The organism is Streptomyces sp. NPDC001770 (genome assembly GCF_053596135.1).
Genome location: NZ_JBSFFN010000009.1, coordinates 104,034 through 119,542, shown reverse-complemented (window position 1 = coordinate 119,542; position 15,509 = coordinate 104,034). Strand labels below are relative to the sequence as shown.

The 15,509-nt window shown below is 70.5% G+C and carries 19 protein-coding genes and 2 pseudogenes; 15 read left to right on the top strand and 6 right to left on the bottom strand.

Going from position 1 to position 15,509, the window contains the following annotated elements:
* Window positions 1-50 precede the first annotated feature (50 nt).
* The gene (locus tag ACWCSV_RS10990; protein WP_451140724.1) at window positions 51-1,025 is read left to right on the top strand and encodes an acetylxylan esterase; all 975 of its coding nucleotides are present in this window, start codon (window positions 51-53) and stop codon (window positions 1,023-1,025) included.
* Window positions 1,026-1,057: 32 nt separating this feature from the next.
* Here the strand turns inward: ACWCSV_RS10990 and arcA are convergent, their stop codons facing one another.
* The 3 genes from arcA to ACWCSV_RS10975 form a co-directional block, all read right to left on the bottom strand.
* Window positions 1,058-2,317 (bottom strand): arginine deiminase, encoded by a 1,260-nt coding sequence (gene arcA / locus ACWCSV_RS10985; RefSeq protein ID WP_451140722.1) that lies wholly within the window; start codon window positions 2,315-2,317, stop codon window positions 1,058-1,060.
* Between the two features lie 47 nt (window positions 2,318-2,364).
* A complete protein-coding gene (locus tag ACWCSV_RS10980) occupies window positions 2,365-3,825 on the bottom strand; it encodes a basic amino acid/polyamine antiporter (protein WP_451140720.1) in 1,461 nt (486 codons plus the stop codon).
* A 315-nt stretch (window positions 3,826-4,140) separates the two neighbouring features.
* Window positions 4,141-4,296 carry a DUF6131 family protein gene (locus ACWCSV_RS10975; RefSeq protein WP_451140718.1) on the bottom strand — a complete coding sequence of 52 codons (156 nt, stop codon included), beginning with the start codon at window positions 4,294-4,296 and terminating at the stop codon, window positions 4,141-4,143.
* A gap of 152 nt (window positions 4,297-4,448) precedes the next feature.
* Between ACWCSV_RS10975 and gvpO the strand changes: the two genes are divergently transcribed.
* The 12 genes from gvpO (at window position 4,449) to ACWCSV_RS10915 (ending at window position 11,893) form a co-directional block, all read left to right on the top strand.
* Window positions 4,449-4,769, top strand: a complete 321-nt coding sequence (gvpO, locus tag ACWCSV_RS10970; protein WP_451140716.1) for a gas vesicle protein GvpO — start codon at window positions 4,449-4,451, stop codon at window positions 4,767-4,769.
* Between the two features lie 30 nt (window positions 4,770-4,799).
* Window positions 4,800-5,270, top strand: coding sequence for a gas vesicle structural protein GvpA (locus ACWCSV_RS10965; RefSeq protein ID WP_451140714.1), 471 nt, complete (start codon window positions 4,800-4,802; stop codon window positions 5,268-5,270).
* A gap of 3 nt (window positions 5,271-5,273) precedes the next feature.
* Complete coding sequence (locus ACWCSV_RS10960) at window positions 5,274-6,035, top strand: GvpL/GvpF family gas vesicle protein (protein ID WP_451140712.1); 762 nt, start codon at window positions 5,274-5,276, stop codon at window positions 6,033-6,035.
* Window positions 6,026-6,283 (top strand): gas vesicle protein GvpG, encoded by a 258-nt coding sequence (locus ACWCSV_RS10955; protein ID WP_451140710.1) that lies wholly within the window; start codon window positions 6,026-6,028, stop codon window positions 6,281-6,283. The genes ACWCSV_RS10960 and ACWCSV_RS10955 overlap by 10 nt, the downstream gene beginning before the upstream one ends.
* Window positions 6,284-6,286: 3 nt before the next feature.
* A complete protein-coding gene (locus ACWCSV_RS10950; RefSeq protein ID WP_451140708.1) occupies window positions 6,287-7,282 on the top strand; it encodes a histone protein in 996 nt (331 codons plus the stop codon).
* A gap of 6 nt (window positions 7,283-7,288) precedes the next feature.
* Entirely contained in the window at window positions 7,289-8,413 is a 1,125-nt protein-coding gene (locus ACWCSV_RS10945; protein ID WP_451140706.1) for an SRPBCC family protein, read from the top strand.
* On the top strand, window positions 8,410-8,766 hold the full coding sequence (locus ACWCSV_RS10940) for a gas vesicle protein (RefSeq protein WP_451140704.1): 357 nt from the start codon (window positions 8,410-8,412) through the stop codon (window positions 8,764-8,766). Before ACWCSV_RS10945 ends, ACWCSV_RS10940 begins: the two co-directional genes overlap by 4 nt.
* Window positions 8,763-9,593: a GvpL/GvpF family gas vesicle protein gene (locus tag ACWCSV_RS10935; RefSeq protein ID WP_451140702.1), complete on the top strand. Its 831-nt coding sequence runs from the start codon at window positions 8,763-8,765 to the stop codon at window positions 9,591-9,593. The genes ACWCSV_RS10940 and ACWCSV_RS10935 overlap by 4 nt, the downstream gene beginning before the upstream one ends.
* A complete protein-coding gene (locus tag ACWCSV_RS10930) occupies window positions 9,590-9,817 on the top strand; it encodes a gas vesicle protein (protein ID WP_327179772.1) in 228 nt (75 codons plus the stop codon). Before ACWCSV_RS10935 ends, ACWCSV_RS10930 begins: the two co-directional genes overlap by 4 nt.
* Window positions 9,814-10,092, top strand: a complete 279-nt coding sequence (locus tag ACWCSV_RS10925) for a gas vesicle protein K (RefSeq protein ID WP_451140700.1) — start codon at window positions 9,814-9,816, stop codon at window positions 10,090-10,092. Before ACWCSV_RS10930 ends, ACWCSV_RS10925 begins: the two co-directional genes overlap by 4 nt.
* A gap of 2 nt (window positions 10,093-10,094) precedes the next feature.
* Window positions 10,095-11,081, top strand: a complete 987-nt coding sequence (locus ACWCSV_RS10920; protein WP_451140698.1) for an iron-containing redox enzyme family protein — start codon at window positions 10,095-10,097, stop codon at window positions 11,079-11,081.
* Window positions 11,082-11,188: 107 nt separating this feature from the next.
* Window positions 11,189-11,893: a HemK2/MTQ2 family protein methyltransferase gene (locus ACWCSV_RS10915; RefSeq protein ID WP_451140696.1), complete on the top strand. Its 705-nt coding sequence runs from the start codon at window positions 11,189-11,191 to the stop codon at window positions 11,891-11,893.
* Window positions 11,894-12,005: 112 nt separating this feature from the next.
* On the opposite strand, the pseudogene ACWCSV_RS10910 reads toward ACWCSV_RS10915, so the two are convergent.
* Window positions 12,006-12,146: pseudogene (locus tag ACWCSV_RS10910) on the bottom strand (3-oxoacyl-ACP reductase); the annotation flags it as partial.
* On the opposite strand from ACWCSV_RS10910, the pseudogene ACWCSV_RS10905 reads away from it, so the two are divergent.
* Window positions 12,082-12,216 (top strand): annotated as a pseudogene (locus ACWCSV_RS10905) (TetR/AcrR family transcriptional regulator); the annotation flags it as partial. The pseudogenes ACWCSV_RS10910 and ACWCSV_RS10905 overlap by 65 nt on opposite strands.
* A 254-nt stretch (window positions 12,217-12,470) precedes the next feature.
* Here the strand turns inward: ACWCSV_RS10905 and ACWCSV_RS10900 are convergent.
* On the bottom strand, window positions 12,471-12,707 hold the full coding sequence (locus tag ACWCSV_RS10900) for a CDGSH iron-sulfur domain-containing protein (protein ID WP_451140694.1): 237 nt from the start codon (window positions 12,705-12,707) through the stop codon (window positions 12,471-12,473).
* A gap of 117 nt (window positions 12,708-12,824) precedes the next feature.
* The gene (locus ACWCSV_RS10895; protein ID WP_451140692.1) at window positions 12,825-13,778 is read right to left on the bottom strand and encodes an adenosine kinase; all 954 of its coding nucleotides are present in this window, start codon (window positions 13,776-13,778) and stop codon (window positions 12,825-12,827) included.
* Window positions 13,779-14,061: 283 nt separating this feature from the next.
* Here ACWCSV_RS10895 and ACWCSV_RS10890 point away from each other — a divergent pair, with 283 nt between their 5' ends.
* A complete protein-coding gene (locus tag ACWCSV_RS10890; protein WP_451140690.1) occupies window positions 14,062-15,423 on the top strand; it encodes an FAD-dependent oxidoreductase in 1,362 nt (453 codons plus the stop codon).
* Window positions 15,424-15,509 lie beyond the last annotated feature (86 nt).

Below are 15,509 nucleotides of genomic sequence, written 5' to 3'. Positions count from 1 at the left end.
TGATCGCACGTACCGTGTGATCATTCATCCGTGCGACGAAAGCGGCCCGCATGTCCCTGTTCGACCTGCCCCTCGAAGAACTCCGCACGTACCGAAGCGCTTCGGCGGAGCCCGCCGACTTCGACGCGTTCTGGTCGAGGACGCTCGAGGAGACCCGCAGCCACCCGCTCGACGCGCGCTTCGAACTCCGCACGGACACGGGCCTGAAGACCGTGGAGGTGTACGACGCGACCTTCGCCGGCTTCGGCGGCCACCCGGTCAAGGGCTGGCTGGTGCTTCCGGCGGGCACCACCGAACCGGTCCCTGCGGTGGTGCAGTTCATCGGGTACAACGGCGGGCGCGGCCTGGCCCACACCCATCTGCTCTGGGCGTCGGCCGGATTCGCGCACTTCGTCATGGACACCCGGGGCCAGGGCAGCGGCTGGGCCGGTGGCGACACCGCCGATCCGGTGGGCAGCGGGCCCGCGTTCCCGGGGGTCATGACCCGGGGCATCGAGGACCCGGACGAGTACTACTACCGTCGGCTGTACACCGACGCGGTCCGGGCCGTGGAGGCCGCCCGCTCCCACCCGCTCGTCGACGCGTCGCGCACCGCTGCGGCCGGCATCAGCCAGGGCGGCGGCATCACGCTCGCGGTCGCCGGTCTGGTGCCGGACCTGGTTGCCGTGGCGCCGGACGTCCCGTTCCTCTGCGACTTCCCCCGCGCCCTCACGGTGACCGACCGCAACCCCTACCGCGAGGTGGGGGATTACCTCAAGACGCACCGGGGCCGCACCGCTCGGGTCAAGGAGACGCTCGCCTACTTCGACGGGGTGCACTTCGCCGCGCGGGCCTCGGCGCCGGCGCTGTTCTCGACGGCGCTGGAGGACCTCACCTGCCCGCCGTCCACGGTGTTCGCCGCGTTCAACGCGTACGCCCACACGGACAAGTCGATAGAGGTGTACGACTTCAACGACCACGAGGGCGGCGGCCCCCACCAGGAGGCCGCGCAGCTCGCCTGGCTCCCCGGGAAGCTGACCGCCTGACCGCCGGAGACCCGCCCCGGGGAGGTGGCGGGTCAGAAGGAGACGGGGTCGCGGACGAGCGGGCAGGTCATGCAGTGGCCGCCGCCCCTCCCGCGGCCCAGCTCCGCACCGACGATGGTGATGACCTCCACGCCCGCCTTGCGCAGCAGGGTGTTGGTCTGGGTGTTGCGGTCGTAGGTGAAGACGACGCCGGGTTCCAGGGCCACGGCGTTGTTGCCGCTGTCCCACTGCTGGCGTTCGGAGGCGTACACGTCGCCGCCCGTCTCGATGACCCGCAGCGCGGGCAGTCCGAGTCCCTCGGCCACGACGTCGACGAAGGGGGTGGAGCCTTCGTCCGTGATCTCGACGCCCGGCGCCTTGTCGCTGGGCCGGAGGGAGAAGCTGTGGACCGCGTCCATGATCCTCGGATAGAGCGTCACGACGTCGCGGTCGGCGAAGGTGAAGACGGTGTCCAGGTGCATGGCGGAACGCAGCTTGGGCATGCCGGCGACGATGACGCGCTCGGCGGCTCCGTCACGGAAGAGGGAGGCGGCGACCTGGGTGATGGCCTGGCGCGAGGTCCGCTCGCTCATGCCCATGAGGACGATGCCGTTGCCGACGGGCATGATGTCACCGCCCTCGAAGGTGGCCTGCCCCCAGTCCTGTTCCGGGTCGCCCCACCAGACCTTCGCGCCCCGGTAGTCGGGGTGGAAGGCGTAGATGGCGGCCATCAGGAGGGTCTCGCCGTGGCGGGCGGGCCAGTACAGGGGGTTGAGGGTGACGCCGCCGTAGAGCCAGCAGGTGGTGTCCCGGGTGTACAGGGTGTTCGGCAGGGGCGGCATGAGGTATTCGCGGGCGGCGGTCGACTCGCGGGCCAGTGCCAGGTAGCCGGAGCGGAACTCGTCGGGGAGGTCCGCGGTGGCGAGCCCGCCGATCAGGTATTCGGCGAGGCGGCGGGGTTCCAGCGACTCCAGGAAGGCGCGGGTGTTCTCGATGAGCCCGAGGCCGACCTCGTTGGCGGTGATCTTGCGGTCCAGCAGCCAGTCCCGGGCCGCCGGGATCGCCATGGTCTCGGCGAGCAGTTCGTGGAGTTCGACGACGTCCACGTCCGCCTGCCGCAGCTTGTTGACGAAGTCGGCGTGGTCGCGCTGGGCGTTCTCCACCCACATCACGTCGTCGAAGAGCAGGTCGTCCGCGTTGGTGGGGGTGAGCCGCCGGTGGGCCATCCCGGGTGCGCAGACCAGGACCTTGCGCAGCTTGCCGACCTCGGAGTGGACGCCGAGGGCGGGACTCTGGGCGGTCGTGTCAGTCATGGGAAGCCTTTCGCGGTTCACCGGCGGAGCGGCCGGGGTGGGACGGGTCAGAGTTCGATCCAGCCGGCGGCCAGGGCGATCACACCCATGACGGCGCCCGCGACCGAGACGGCGCAGATGACCGCTTCGACAGGTGAGAAGAGGCGGCGGTTCTGCTCCCGCCGGGCCTTGATGAACAGGAAGGTCGCCGGGGCGTAGAGGATGAAGGAGACGAGGACGAACTTCAGTCCCGCCGCGTACAGGAGGAAGGCCGTGTAGAGGGTCGCGAGCGCGGCGACCACCAGCTCCCCCCGGGTGATGCGGCCCTCGGCACGTTCCTCCTCGGGCCTCAGCGCGATCTTGAGGGCGAAGGCGGCGGCCAGCAGGAACGGGATCAGGGTGAGCGCGCTGGTCAGGTCGAGCGCGAAGTTGAAGGCGTCGTCCGAGAACGCGGTGATGACGAGGACCAGCTGGCTGAGCGCCGTCGTCATGAGCAGAGCGGGTACGGGCACGTCGGCGGCGGTGGACCGGCCCAGGAAGCGGGGCATGTCCTCGTCCTTGGCTGCGACGAAGAGCACCTCGGCGGCCATCAGTGTCCACGCCAGGTAGGCGCCGAGGACGGAGATGATGAGGCCCACGCTGACGAAGACCTTGCCCCAGGTGCCGACCGCCGCTTCCAGGACCCCGGCCATGGACGGCTGGCGGAGCTCGGCGATCTCGGCCATCGGCAGGATGCCGTACGAAACGATGGTGACGGAGGCGAAGACGGCGAAGACGCTGAGGAAGCCGAGGATGGTGGCCCGGCCGACGTCCTCGCGCCGCTTGGCGTGGCGGGAGTAGACGCTGGCCCCTTCGACGCCGAGGAAGACGAAAACGGTGGCCAGCATGGTGCCGCGCACCTGGTTGAAGAGCGAACCCGCGTAGTCGGCCCCGGCGAAGTTGTCGGCGAAGACGGACGTGTCGAGGTAGAAGAGCGCGAGGATCACGAAGACGAGGATGGGGACGACCTTCGCCACGGTCACGATCCGGTTGATCGCCGCCGCTTCCTTCACTCCGCGCCGGATGAGGAAGAAGAACCCCCACAGCCCCACCGACGACAGCACGATGGCGAGCGCCGTGTCGCCGTCCCCGAGGGCCGGTGCGATCGCCCCGATGGTGGACATGATGAGGACCCAGTAGGTCACGTTGCCGACGCAGGCGCTGGCCCAGTAGCCGAAGGCCGAGAAGAAACCCAGGTACTCGCCGAACCCGGCCTTGGCGTAGGCGTACACACCCGCGTCGAGGTCGGGTCTGCGGACCGCGAGCTTCTGGAAGACGAACGCGAGCATCAGCATGCCGATGCCGGCGACCGCCCAGGAGATCAGGGCGCCGGCGACACCGGTCTCCGCCGCGAAGCGCCGGGGCAGCGAGAAGACGCCGGCGCCGACCATGGAGCCGACGACCATCGTCGTGAGGGTGAGCAGGGTCAGCTTGGCCGCGGGCGACGACGCCTCGGCGGGAGTGTCGGAACCGGCCTCGGCGTTGGTCATGTTTCCCCTCCGCGAGGTGCCTCTCCCGGTCCGTGCGGGGAGGCTGCGCTCCGGTCGATCTGACACACGTTCATTGTGACGGGAATCTAATACCGTATGCACGCTTTGTCATATTGCAGGAACTTTGGACCGGAGTGTGCGGTATCGGCGCACAGAAAGGGTGACACCCGGCCCTCGTGGGGGTGGGTGTCACCCTCTGGTACATGGGTCAACAGCCTTGCGGACCGTGGTGGATGAGTCCTGCCCCGCCCGCCGGAGGCCGGCCGGAAGCCGACGGAGACCAAGGGCTGTCCGCGTGCGCAGCGGATGCCACGTCTACCAGTAGTGCCGCCTGCCACCCACCCCACGCCCGGTGGCACCGAGCAGGAGCAGCACCGCCCCGACGACCAGCAGCACGATGCCGATGGTCCAGAGAATCGAAAGCCCGGTGATCAGACCGATCACCAGCAGGATCACACCGAGAACGATCATGGCGTCCTCCGTCCGCTAGTGGTTCCAGTATGCGCGCCACTCCCCCATCGGGCCCCCGGGACAGGACCACCCCCCGTCCGGTCGACCAGCGGGTATGCGCCAATGGCTCCGCCCAAGATGCACCGAACGCGGTGGCGCCCAGACTGGGAACCATGGCAGAGACACGTCGTAAGCGGGCCGCTCATCCCTCGTCCGCCGTCCGCAAGAGCTCGTCGGACGGTGGTCCCCAGGGAGCGGCCCAGGCTGCCTGCCAGAGCCTGGAGGGCCTGATCGCGCATCCGCTGGAGGGTGTCTCCGCCGTCCGGCGCGCCGACGACGACGGCTGGTGCGTCGTCGTCGATGTCCTTGAGGTGCCCCGCATTCCTGACACCACGAGCCTGCTCGCCTCCTACGAGGTACGGCTGGACCAGGAGGGCGAACTCGTGGAGTACCGCCGAGTGCGCCGCTACCGACGGGGTTCCGCCGACGATTGACGCGGCGGCCCCAGAACCGGAAGGACCCCCATGGCCACGACCTCCTACTCCGACGAAGTCACGTGCCCGCCACGTTCCGGCACCCTCTACGACGTTCTGGAACTGATCCTCGACCGCGGCATGGTGATCGACGTCTTCATCCGGGTGTCCTTGGTCGGGATCGAGATCCTGAAGATCGACGCCCGCATCGTCGTGGCGAGTGTGGACACGTATCTGCGGTTCGCGGAGGCGTGCAACCGGCTCGACCTGGAGCGGGATTCCGGCAGCACCACGATCCCCGAGCTGCTCGGCGGGAGCGCGGCCAAGTCGATCGGCAAGCGCAAGGTGCGCAAGGCGGCGTCGACAGTCGGGGACACCGTGCGCAAGGCCGTGGGCGCGGACGACCGCGACGCCGACCCGGAGGACGGAACCGACGAGGCGGAGGAATCCGCACGCCCCAGGAAGCGGCGGGCCCCCGAGCGTTCCGGCAGCGCCCGCCGCCGTCGTCCCGTGGAGGCCTGAGCCATGCCGACGCAGGGCGTGTACGTCTACGGCATCGTCCGCCACACCACGGCGGTGCCGACCGGACTGAGCGGTGTCGGCACTCCCCCCGCGCGCCTCACGGCCATCGGACGGGGAGCGGTGCGTGCCGTGGTCAGCGAGGCGCCCGCACGGCTGCGCGCCCGCCGACGGGACCTCATGGCGCACCAGGAACTGCTGGTCAGGCTCGCGGAGGTCGACTCCGTACTGCCCATGCGCTTCGGCATGGTGGCGACGGGCGAGCAGACCGTACTCCAGCAACTGGCCGCCACCGAGAAGGCCTGCCTGGAGGCCCTGGAGCAGTTGGCCGGACGTGTGGAGATCAACGTCAAGGTGTTCCCCGCGCAGGACTCGCTCGCCGCGGTGGTCGCCGACGAGCCGCAGGTACGCCGGCTCCGGCAGGACGCCCGCCGGACGCCGGGCTACGAGGCTTCCGTTCGACTGGGTGAGGCCGTGGCGAAGGCGCTGGCGCGCAGGGCGGCCGAGGCAGGGGAGGAGATCCTGGCCGAGCTCACTTCCATGGCCCACGCGGTGTCCAAGGGGCCCGAGGTGCGCGACTGTGCGCTCAACGTGTCGTTCCTGGTCGACCGGGCCCGGGAGAGCGAGTTCCGTGACTCGGCACGACGCCTTGCCGACGCACGCCCCGACCACGTCGACCTCAGAGTCGTCGGCCCGCTGCCCTGCTACAGCTTCGCGACCGGCACCACCTCGCCCGCTCCGGCCCGGACAGGTGCGGCATGGGGCTGATCACCGGGATTCTCCTGCTCCCCCTCGCCCCCGTGCGCGGCGTGGTGTGGGTGGCGGACAAGGTGCACGGCGCCGCGGAGCGCGAACTGAACGACCCCACCGTCCTCAGGGCCCAGTTGGCGGCGCTCAGCCGAGAACTGGAGGACGGCCACATCGACATCGAGGAGTTCGAGCGTCAAGAGGAACTGCTGCTCGACCGGCTCCACGCCGAAGGCGTGGCGGCGAACCGGACGATCGAAGGTGACTGAACCATGGACGACACGGCCAAGGTGACGCTCGCTGCCGCGGTGGTGGGCGGATACGTACTGGGACGGACGAAGAAGGGCAGGCTCGCGATCACGGTCGCGACCTACCTGGCGGGACGGCGGTTCGGCCTCGAACCCAAGCAGCTCGCGGCCGAGGGAATGAGGCGGCTGAGCGACGTGCCGCAGATCGCCGAACTGCAGGAGCAGTTGCGCGGTGAGGTGCTCGAAGCGGGCCGTGAGGCGGTCTCGGCGGCCGCCAACCGCGGGATGGTCTCGCTGGCCGAGGCGATCGGCGAGCGCACGGCCCGCCTCGGCGAACGAGGGCGCCCGGCCGAGGAGATCGAAGGCGGGGACGAGGACGAGGAGTACGAGGGCGAGGAGGAAGAAGAGGAGGAGCCCGAGGAAGAGCCCGACGACGAAGAGGAGGAGCCCGAGGACGAGGAAGAGCCCGACGACGAAGAGGAGGAGCCCGAGGACGAGGAAGAGCCCGACGACGAAGAAGAGGACGAGCCCGAGGACGAAGAAGAGGAGCCCGAGGAAGAGCCCGACGACGAAGAAGAGGACGAGCCCGAGGACGAAGAAGAGGAGCCTGAGGAAGAGGAGGACGAGCCCGAGGAGGAGCCGACCCCGCGCCCCCGCTCCCGTAAGCGCTCAGACGCGCCCCCCTCGCATGGTGCCGCCAAGAAGGCCCCCGCGAAGAAGGCGGCGGCGAAGAAGGCCCCGGCCAAGAAGGCCGAGCCCAAGCAGTCGGCGCCCGCCAAGAAGGCGGCGAAGAAGGCGCCTCCGGCCAAGAAGACCGCTCCCGCGAAGAAGGCGGCGAAGAAGTCGGCACCCGCCAAGAGGTCTGCTCCCGCCAAAAAGACCGCAGCCAAGAAGGCTCCCGCCAAGAAGACCGCGGGCAAGACGGCCGCGAAGAAGGCCCCCGCCAAGAAGACCGCGGCAGCCAAGAAGACGTCGTCGTCCAAGCGGACGGCTTCCAAGCGCGCCGATCGGCGGAGGTAGCGAGTCATGGCCAGCAACGAGAAAGACGGTCCCGAGGACCAGCTGTCAGGTGTCGAGCGGCTGCGCGAGGAGCTTTCGGGCTACCTCTCCGGTCAGGTGGAGCGACTGGCCGGGAAGGCCGGGGAGAAGCTCACGGACGTCACCAGTCAGCTCACCGATGTCGCAAAGAACGGCGGGTCCCTGCCCGCCATCGGCGCGCGTGTCCTGCAAGGGGAGTCACCGCTGAAGGCCTTCGTCTCCGAGAAGGCCAAGGGAGTGAAGGACAACGTCGTGGGCAAGGCGAAGGAAGCCTTCGGCGGAGGCGGCGGGGACGGAGGCGGTGGAAAAGGCGGCGGGAAGAGCAAGTCGGGCGGAAAGTCGATGAACATCATCGAAGTACTCGATGTGGGCGTGCCGTTGCGCGAGGCGTACGACCACTGGACGCAGTACGACCAGTTCAGCAGCTTCACCAAGGGTGTCCAGAGCGTCTCCATGGGCGACGAGATGGAGAGCGACTGGAAGGTGAAGATCGGTCCTTCGTCCCGCGGCTTCAAGGCCACCGTGCAGGAACAGATTCCCGACGAACGAATCGTGTGGACCTCCGAGGGAGCCAAGGGCAGCACGCGCGGTGCCGTCAGCTTCCACGAGCTGGCGCCCTCCCTGACCAGGATCGTCCTGGTCGTCGAGTACTACCCGGCGGGTTTCTTCGAGAAGACGGGCAACCTCTGGCGCGTCCAGGGGCGTCGCATCCGCCTGGACTTCAAGCACTTCCAGCGCTACGTCACCCTCAGCGCCGAGCCTCCCGAGGGCTGGCGCGGCGAGATCCGTGACGGAGAGGTCGTGGTCTCCCACGAGGACGCCGTGGCGGAGGAGGAAGAGCAGGAAGAGCAGGACGGTCAGGAGGACGAGTACGAGGACGACGAGGCTGAAGAGGACGGCGACTTCGAGGACGAAGAGGCCGAAGACGAAGACGAGGAGGGGGCGGACGACGACGAGTACGAAGACGAAGAGGAAGACGGCGAGGACGAGGACGAGGACGAAGAGGAGGACGACGACGTAGACGGCGAGGACGAGGAAGACGACGAGGAAGAAGAGGAAGAAGAGGAAGAAGCACCTCGTCCCCGGAAGCGGAGAGGGGGTGGGCGGCGGTGACGGACATGACGTACCGGCAGACCGGCGACACCATTCCCGGTCCGCAGACGACCAACCTCGCCGACATCCTGGAACGGGTGCTCGACAAGGGAATCGTCATCGCGGGAGACATCAAGATCGATCTCCTGGACATCGAGCTGCTCACCATCCGGCTCCGGCTCTTCGTGGCCTCGGTGGACACGGCCAAGAAGGCCGGAATCGACTGGTGGGAGACCGATCCCGCGCTCAGTTCACGCGCGTCGCGCAGCGCCATCCAGGAGGAGAACCGCGAACTACGCGCACGCATCAAGGCGTTGGAGTCCCCTGCCGACGCCGACGAACGGAAGAGATCCAGGGAGCGCGCACGCACATGACCCGTACCCTTCGAAGCGGCTCCGGCCCCGGGAGCGGCGCCCTCTACATCTTCGCCGTGTGCCGGGACCTCGCCCCCGTCTCCCTCGGCGGGTTGCCCGGCCTCACCGGCGAGGAGCCCGTACGCGCGCTGCCGCTCGGATCACGTCTCTCGGCCGTCGTGCAGACCGTGCGGGCGGACGACTTCACCGACGAGGTGTGGCAGGAACGGCTGGCCGACCAGGAGGAGCTGGAGCGCTACGCGCGGGCGCACCATGGTGTGGTCACCGCCGTCGCCGGTTGCGCGCCCACCGTGCCGCTCCCCATGGCCACGCTCTACCACGGTGACGGGAGCGCCCGGGCGGCGCTCGCGTCGCAGGCGGCACGGTTCGACCGCGCTCTCGACCGGGTCGCCCACCACGCGGAGTGGGGTGTCAAGGTGTTCCTGTCCCCCGCGGCGGCCCGAGACACCGCGAGCCGGGAGGAATCGGCGGCCGCGCCACCGGATCGGGCCAGGCCCGCCGCGGGTTCGGGGCTCGCCTATCTGAACCGGCGCCGCGACATCCAGGAGAGCCGGCAGCGCCGTCACGTCGAAGCGGGACTCAGGGCGGACGCGGTGGACGAGGCGTTCCGCGGGGTCGCGGTGGATGCCCGCCGCCTGCGGCTGCATGCCGCCGCCTCCGGCGACGGCCAGGGCGTGCAGGTCCTCAACGCCACCTATCTGGTGGCGGAGGCCAGGTCGGCCGAGTTGCACCGGCTGGCGGATTCACTGCGGGAGCCGGGCGACGTGGAGGTCGCGCTGTCGGGTCCCTGGGTGCCGTACTCGTTCGTGGGCGAGGTGGAGGGATGAACCGCGAGGTGGTGCCGTGGGATTCGGCCGAGCCGCTGAGTGGCCCGATCGGGGTGCCGCTGGTCGATCTGCTCGACCGTGTGCTCGCGACCGGAGTGGTCATCAGCGGGGATCTGGTGATCGCCATCGCGGACGTTCCGCTGGTACGGCTGTCGCTGCACGCGTTGCTGTCCTCGGTCAGCGAACGCGTGCCCGCGCCCTGGGCCGACGGAGGACCGCTGTGACCGGGGCCCGGCTCGACCTCGATCGCGAGCGGATGGGACGTGACCTCGTCACGCTCGTCCTCACCGTGGTGGAGTTGCTGCGTCAGCTCATGGAACGGCAGGCGATCCGCCGGGTCGACCAGGGCGATCTCACCGACGAGCAGGCCGACGAGATCGGGGCCACCCTGATGATGCTCGACCAGCGGATGACCGAGCTCTGCGAGCAGCACGGCGTACGTCCCGAGGACCTCAACCTGGACCTGGGGCCCCTCGGGTCCCTGCTCCCCCGGGGCTGACGATGGACGCGTACGAGGGCGGAGCGCACCGTTCACCGGAACTTCCCTGCGCCCGGGGGCCGTTGTCGGAAGCCGTACTGGCTCGTCTGCGGGGTGCGGGCGGTCTGCCGCAGCCCGGGGACGCCCGTGCGGCCGATCCGTACGGCGAGGATCTCCACTTGGCGCTGTACGCGTGCTACGAGCTGCACTACCGGGGGTTCGCGGGGGTGGACCCGGATCTGGAGTGGGACCCGGATCTGCTGGCCGTGCGGAGGGGCGCCGAGGACTCCTTCCTGACCGCGCTGCGCCGCGACGCCACGGGCGCCGGGTCCCTGGAGGACGCCCTGGCCGGGCTCCTGGTGGAACCGGTGCACGGCCAGGGGGTGTCGGACTTCCTCAAGGACCACGGGGAGCTGCGGCACGTCCGCGAGTACGCCGTCCAGCGGTCGCTGTACCACCTGAAGGAGGCCGACCCGCACGCCTGGGTGCTGCCGCGACTCGGTGGACGGGCCAAGGCGGGAATGGCGGCGGTCGAGTACGACGAGTTCGGCGCCGGGCGCGCGGAGCGCGTGCACGCGCGTCTCTTCGCGGACCTGATGGCGGACCTGGGGCTGGAGACCGCCTACGGCCACTATCTGGACGAGGGCCACGCCGAGATGCTCGCCCTGGTCAATCTGATGTCGCTGTTCGGCCTGCACCGGCGTTTGCGGGGCGCTCTGGTGGGTCATTTCGCGGCGGTGGAGATCACCTCGTCACCCGCCTCGCGTCGCCTCGCTCAGGCGATGCGGCGCGTCGGGGCGGGTACCGCCGCCGAGTTCTTCTACACCGAGCACGTCGAGGCGGACGCCGTGCACGAGCAGGTGGTCAGACGCGAGGTCGTCGCGGGGCTGCTCGCGGACGAGCCGGAGCTGGCGGCCGACGTCGCGTTCGGCATCACCGCCACCGGCTTCCTGGAGGAACGGCTCGGGGAACGGCTGCTGGCGGGCTGGCGCGAGGTACCCGCCCGCTGAGAGCGGTCTCCCGCGGGAAGTCGGCGCCGACAGCGCCGAGTGGTGACCGGGGCGATTCCGCCCCAACCTGGGACAGACCGCTCATCCTTACGTCCGAGGGAGTCCCGATGGCCACCGATGTGGCATCGCCCGCGCCGTTCGTCCTCACCCTGCCCGGTGTCTACGCGCCGCAGCACGACACCCGCCTGCTGATGCGGGCGCTCGAACGCGAGGCCCTCGCGCCGGGTACGAGGGTGCTCGATCTCGGTACGGGGAGCGGGGCTCTGGCGATCCGTGCCGCCCAGCTCGGCGGGGCGGTCACGGCGGTCGACCTGTCCCGTCGGGCCGTACTGACCGCCCGGGCCAACGCCCGGCTCCATCGCCACCGCGTCGACGTGCGGCGCAGCGATCTGACCGCCGCCGTCCGGGGCCATACCTACGACCTGGTGCTGTGCAATCCGCCCTACGTACCCTCACCGGCGCCCGAGCTCCCCGGGCACGGTCGTGCGAGGGCCTGGGACGCCGGCCTGGACGGGCGGGTCGTCCTGGACCGCGTCTGCGACGGGGCCCGGGAGGCGCTGCGGCCGGGCGGGGTGCTGCTGATGGTCCACTCGGTGCTCTGCGACCCGGACCTGACCGTGGCGCGCCTGGAGCGGGCGGGGCTGCCCGCCGAGGTGCGCGAGCGGGCCCGCGTTCCGCTGGGGCCGGTCCTGCGCTCGCGGAGGACGTGGCTGCGCGACCGGGGCCTGCTGGGGCGGGAAGCGGACTGCGAGGAGCTGGTGGTCGTGCGGGCCGTACGCGCCGGTTCCCCGGCCGGAGGCCGTGTCGTATGAGGTCTGCGGGCCGGGGAACCGGCACATCGGGCCCTCGGGTGTGTTCCGTCGGTGCCCCCTCCGGCCCTCGGGCGGCACAGCACCGCAGGGTACTCCCGCCCGAGGGCGCGGCTCACAGCCCGGAGCCGCCCGTCGCGTCGATCACCCGCCCGGTCACCCAGCGTGCGTCGTCGGAAGCGAGGAAAGGCGTGACTGAGACGCGCGCGAAACGAGGACGGCCGAGGACCTTCGACCGGGCCGCGGCACTCGCCGTGGCCACCCGCCTCTTCTGGGAACGCGGCTATGCGGCCACCTCCGTCGGCGAGCCGACCGAGGCGATGGGCATCAGGCCCGGCAGCCTGTACGCGGCCTTCGGGGACAAGAAGTCCCTGTTCGAGGAAGCGGTGCACAGCTGTGGGAGCTCGCCCGTGGGTGCCTTAATGGGGGTCGCCCTCGAAGAGGAACCCACCGCGCACGCCGCGTTCGCCCGCATCCTGCGCGAGGCGGCGGCCATCTATCCCGACCCCGCCCACCCTGCCGGATGCCTGACGATCTGCGCGGCCGCCAACGTCAGCGCGCAGGACACCGCCTGCCTCCGTCAGCCTCGGCCCTTCCCTCTTTCGCCCGCACCCTCCTCGCCCTTCACCCGGCGCCGGTGGCTGGTGTCGCACCAGGGGTGGATACGGCTCTTGCGGCACACGCACAGGGCGACCACGAACCGGTCCGACACCACGGTGGCGCCGTCCGGCAGGGTCACCTCCACGGGCCCTTCCAGCAGCAGCGGCCCGTCCTCGGTGAGCGTGACGCGGCAGGGGGCACGGGGTGTTTCCGGCACGGGGACCGCCTTCCGGGGTCCGCCGGCGCGGGTATACGGGCGTACGGCCCGGGGCGGACACCTGACTCGATGGTGGTCCCCGTCCGGACCGCACGCACGCCGAGCGCCGCGCCGGTTTCAGACGCGCGCCGCCCCCGTCGTGGCGCCGGGCGCCTTCCCGGCGCCCGCTTCCCACTCCGCTACCCGGGCGAGCAGCAGCTCACGGCCGATGGCGTCGACCCGGGTCGCCTCCACGGTGCAGGCGTAGGCCCCGGCGACGGCGCCGAAGAGGGCGCACCGTGCGGGTTCCTCGCCGGTCAGCCGGCCGAGCAGGAAACCGGCCACGAACGCGTCGCCGGCGCCGTTGGAGTCGACGACCGGTTCGGGCGGGGCGATCGCCGGGACATGCGTCAGCTCGCCGTCGACGAGCAGGTGGGCACCGGCGGCTCCGTCGGTGGCGACGGCTACGCGGGCCCTGCCGTGCTCGGCGATCCTGCGCAGGGTCGCCGCGGGGTCGGCCAGGGCGGTGGCGGAGAGGAACACGAGGTCCGCCTCGAACGCGAAGGCCTCGTGGTACGGGTTGACGCCGTCCCAGTTGTGCAGGTCGGTGGAGAGTGTCAGGCCCGCCTCGCGCAGGAGCGGGAGGGTGAAGGCGCACGGGTGGGTGATCGAGACGTGCGCGTGGCGGCTCTTCTCCGCCAGAGCCCGCACGGTGGCCTCCGGCAGCCGGTCGCTCCCGGCCGCGCGGCTGTCGTCGTACAGGGAGAGCCGCCGGCCGTCCGGGCCGACGAGGTTCACCGCACGTTTGGTGCCGAGGGGCTGCGGGACCTCGGTGAGGGGGAGGGACCGGTCCCGGTGGAACGCGCGTACCAGGTCGCCTTCGTGGTCGTCGCCGATCAGGTCGATGTGATGGGTGCGCAGGCCGAGGGAGGCGAGTCCGAGGGAGACGAAGTCGCCGGTCTGCCCGGCGCGCGCGGTGATGCCGGGGCGGATCATGTAGCTGTCGGCGTACGGGAGCGGCAGCTCGGGCACGTACACGACCGTGTCGACGCCCGCTCCTCCCAGGACCAGTACGTCGTTCTCCGTGCTCATGGGGCTCCCCCCGTCGCGGCTCGTGCGGGACGGGAGCGAGTCAAGCAGCCGCCCAGGCCACCCGCAATCCCTTGCGGAAAAGTACTGAAACCATTTTCACGTACATGCCGGCTGCCCTCCGGATCGGGGCCGTCCACGTCTCGGCCGCACCTCCCGGCGACCCCGGTCACAGGGCCGGGAAGCGGAGGACATAGCGTGTAGGGGGGTGTAGTAAGTCAAGCCTTACCTTGACGGCACCCTGCCCGCGTTCGCCCGCCCCGAGGAACGAAGGAACTACAGCCCCATGACACGCCCCGTCCGCGTCGCCATTGTCGGAGCCGGTCCCGCCGGAATCTATGCGGCCGACGCGCTGCTGAAATCCGAAGCCGCCAAGGACCCGGGTGTCTCGATCGACCTGTTCGAGCGCATGCCCGCACCCTTCGGTCTGATCCGCTACGGCGTGGCCCCCGACCACCCCCGGATCAAGGGCATCGTCACCGCGCTGCACCAGGTGCTGGACAAGCCGCAGATCCGGCTCTTCGGCAACGTCGACTACCCGAACGACATCGGTCTGGACGAGCTCCGCTCCTTCTACGACGCGGTGATCTTCTCGACCGGCGCCGAGGCCGACCGCGCGCTCGACATCCCCGGGATAGAACTCGACGGCTCCTACGGTGCCGCCGACTTCGTCTCCTGGTACGACGGTCACCCCGAGGTCCCGCGCACCTGGCCGCTGACGGCCGAGAAGGTCGCCGTGCTCGGCGTGGGCAACGTGGCCCTGGACGTGGCGCGCGTACTCGCCAAGACCGCCGACGAGCTGCTCCCCACGGAGATCCCGGCCAACGTCTACGAGGGCCTCAAGGCCAACAAGGCGCTGGAGGTGCACGTCTTCGGGCGCCGCGGTCCCGCCCAGGCGAAGTTCAGCCCCATGGAGCTGCGCGAGCTGGACCACTCGCCGAACATCGAGGTCATCGTCAACCCCGAGGACATCGACTACGACGAGGGCTCCATCGAGACCCGCCGGGGCAACAAGCAGGCCAACATGGTCGCCCAGACGCTGGAGAACTGGGCCATCCGCGATGTCGGCGACCGCCCGCACAAGCTGTTCCTCCACTTCTTCGAGTCGCCGGTCGAGGTACTCGGCGAGGACGGTTCCGTCGTGGGTCTGCGTACCGAGCGCACGGAGCTGGACGGCACGGGCAACGTGCGCTCCACCGGCAACTTCACCGACTGGGACGTGCAGAGCGTGTACCGCGCGGTCGGCTACTACTCCGACGAGCTCCCGAAGCTCCCGTGGGACCCCGCCTCCGGCACGGTCCCGCACGCCGCCGGGCGCGTGCTCGCCGGCTCGGAGCACATGACGTCGGTGTACGTCACCGGCTGGATCAAGCGTGGTCCGATCGGTCTCATCGGCCACACCAAGGGTGACGCCAACGAGACCGTCGAGTGCCTGCTGGAGGACCGGGCCGAGGGCCGTCTGCCCGCCCCGGCGCAGCCCGAGCCCGACGCGGTCGTGGCCCACCTGGAGGGCCGCGGGGTCCGCTACACCACGTGGGAGGGCTGGCACCGCCTGGACGCGCACGAGAAGGCGCTCGGTGCCGAGCAGGGCCGCGAGCGGATCAAGGTGGTGGAGCGTCCGGCCATGCTGGACGCATCCGGAGCCTGATCCCCGCACGGCGTACGCGTCCCCGGTCCCCGCACACGCGGAGGCCGGGGACGCGGTCGTCCGTACGGTGACCGCCCGCGGGCCGC

Bases quoted from the DNA above. Each gene is read 5' to 3' on its own strand.
- ACWCSV_RS10990 (WP_451140724.1), top strand. From the start codon at position 51: ATGTCCCTGTTCGACCTGCCCCTCGAAGAACTCCGCACGTACCGAAGC.
- arcA (WP_451140722.1), bottom strand. From the start codon at position 2,317: ATGACTGACACGACCGCCCAGAGTCCCGCCCTCGGCGTCCACTCCGAG.
- ACWCSV_RS10980 (WP_451140720.1), bottom strand. From the start codon at position 3,825: ATGACCAACGCCGAGGCCGGTTCCGACACTCCCGCCGAGGCGTCGTCG.
- ACWCSV_RS10975 (WP_451140718.1), bottom strand. From the start codon at position 4,296: ATGATCGTTCTCGGTGTGATCCTGCTGGTGATCGGTCTGATCACCGGG.
- gvpO (WP_451140716.1), top strand. From the start codon at position 4,449: ATGGCAGAGACACGTCGTAAGCGGGCCGCTCATCCCTCGTCCGCCGTC.
- ACWCSV_RS10965 (WP_451140714.1), top strand. From the start codon at position 4,800: ATGGCCACGACCTCCTACTCCGACGAAGTCACGTGCCCGCCACGTTCC.
- ACWCSV_RS10960 (WP_451140712.1), top strand. From the start codon at position 5,274: ATGCCGACGCAGGGCGTGTACGTCTACGGCATCGTCCGCCACACCACG.
- ACWCSV_RS10955 (WP_451140710.1), top strand. From the start codon at position 6,026: ATGGGGCTGATCACCGGGATTCTCCTGCTCCCCCTCGCCCCCGTGCGC.
- ACWCSV_RS10950 (WP_451140708.1), top strand. From the start codon at position 6,287: ATGGACGACACGGCCAAGGTGACGCTCGCTGCCGCGGTGGTGGGCGGA.
- ACWCSV_RS10945 (WP_451140706.1), top strand. From the start codon at position 7,289: ATGGCCAGCAACGAGAAAGACGGTCCCGAGGACCAGCTGTCAGGTGTC.
- ACWCSV_RS10935 (WP_451140702.1), top strand. From the start codon at position 8,763: ATGACCCGTACCCTTCGAAGCGGCTCCGGCCCCGGGAGCGGCGCCCTC.
- ACWCSV_RS10930 (WP_327179772.1), top strand. From the start codon at position 9,590: ATGAACCGCGAGGTGGTGCCGTGGGATTCGGCCGAGCCGCTGAGTGGC.
- ACWCSV_RS10920 (WP_451140698.1), top strand. From the start codon at position 10,095: ATGGACGCGTACGAGGGCGGAGCGCACCGTTCACCGGAACTTCCCTGC.
- ACWCSV_RS10915 (WP_451140696.1), top strand. From the start codon at position 11,189: ATGGCCACCGATGTGGCATCGCCCGCGCCGTTCGTCCTCACCCTGCCC.
- ACWCSV_RS10895 (WP_451140692.1), bottom strand. From the start codon at position 13,778: ATGAGCACGGAGAACGACGTACTGGTCCTGGGAGGAGCGGGCGTCGAC.
- ACWCSV_RS10890 (WP_451140690.1), top strand. From the start codon at position 14,062: ATGACACGCCCCGTCCGCGTCGCCATTGTCGGAGCCGGTCCCGCCGGA.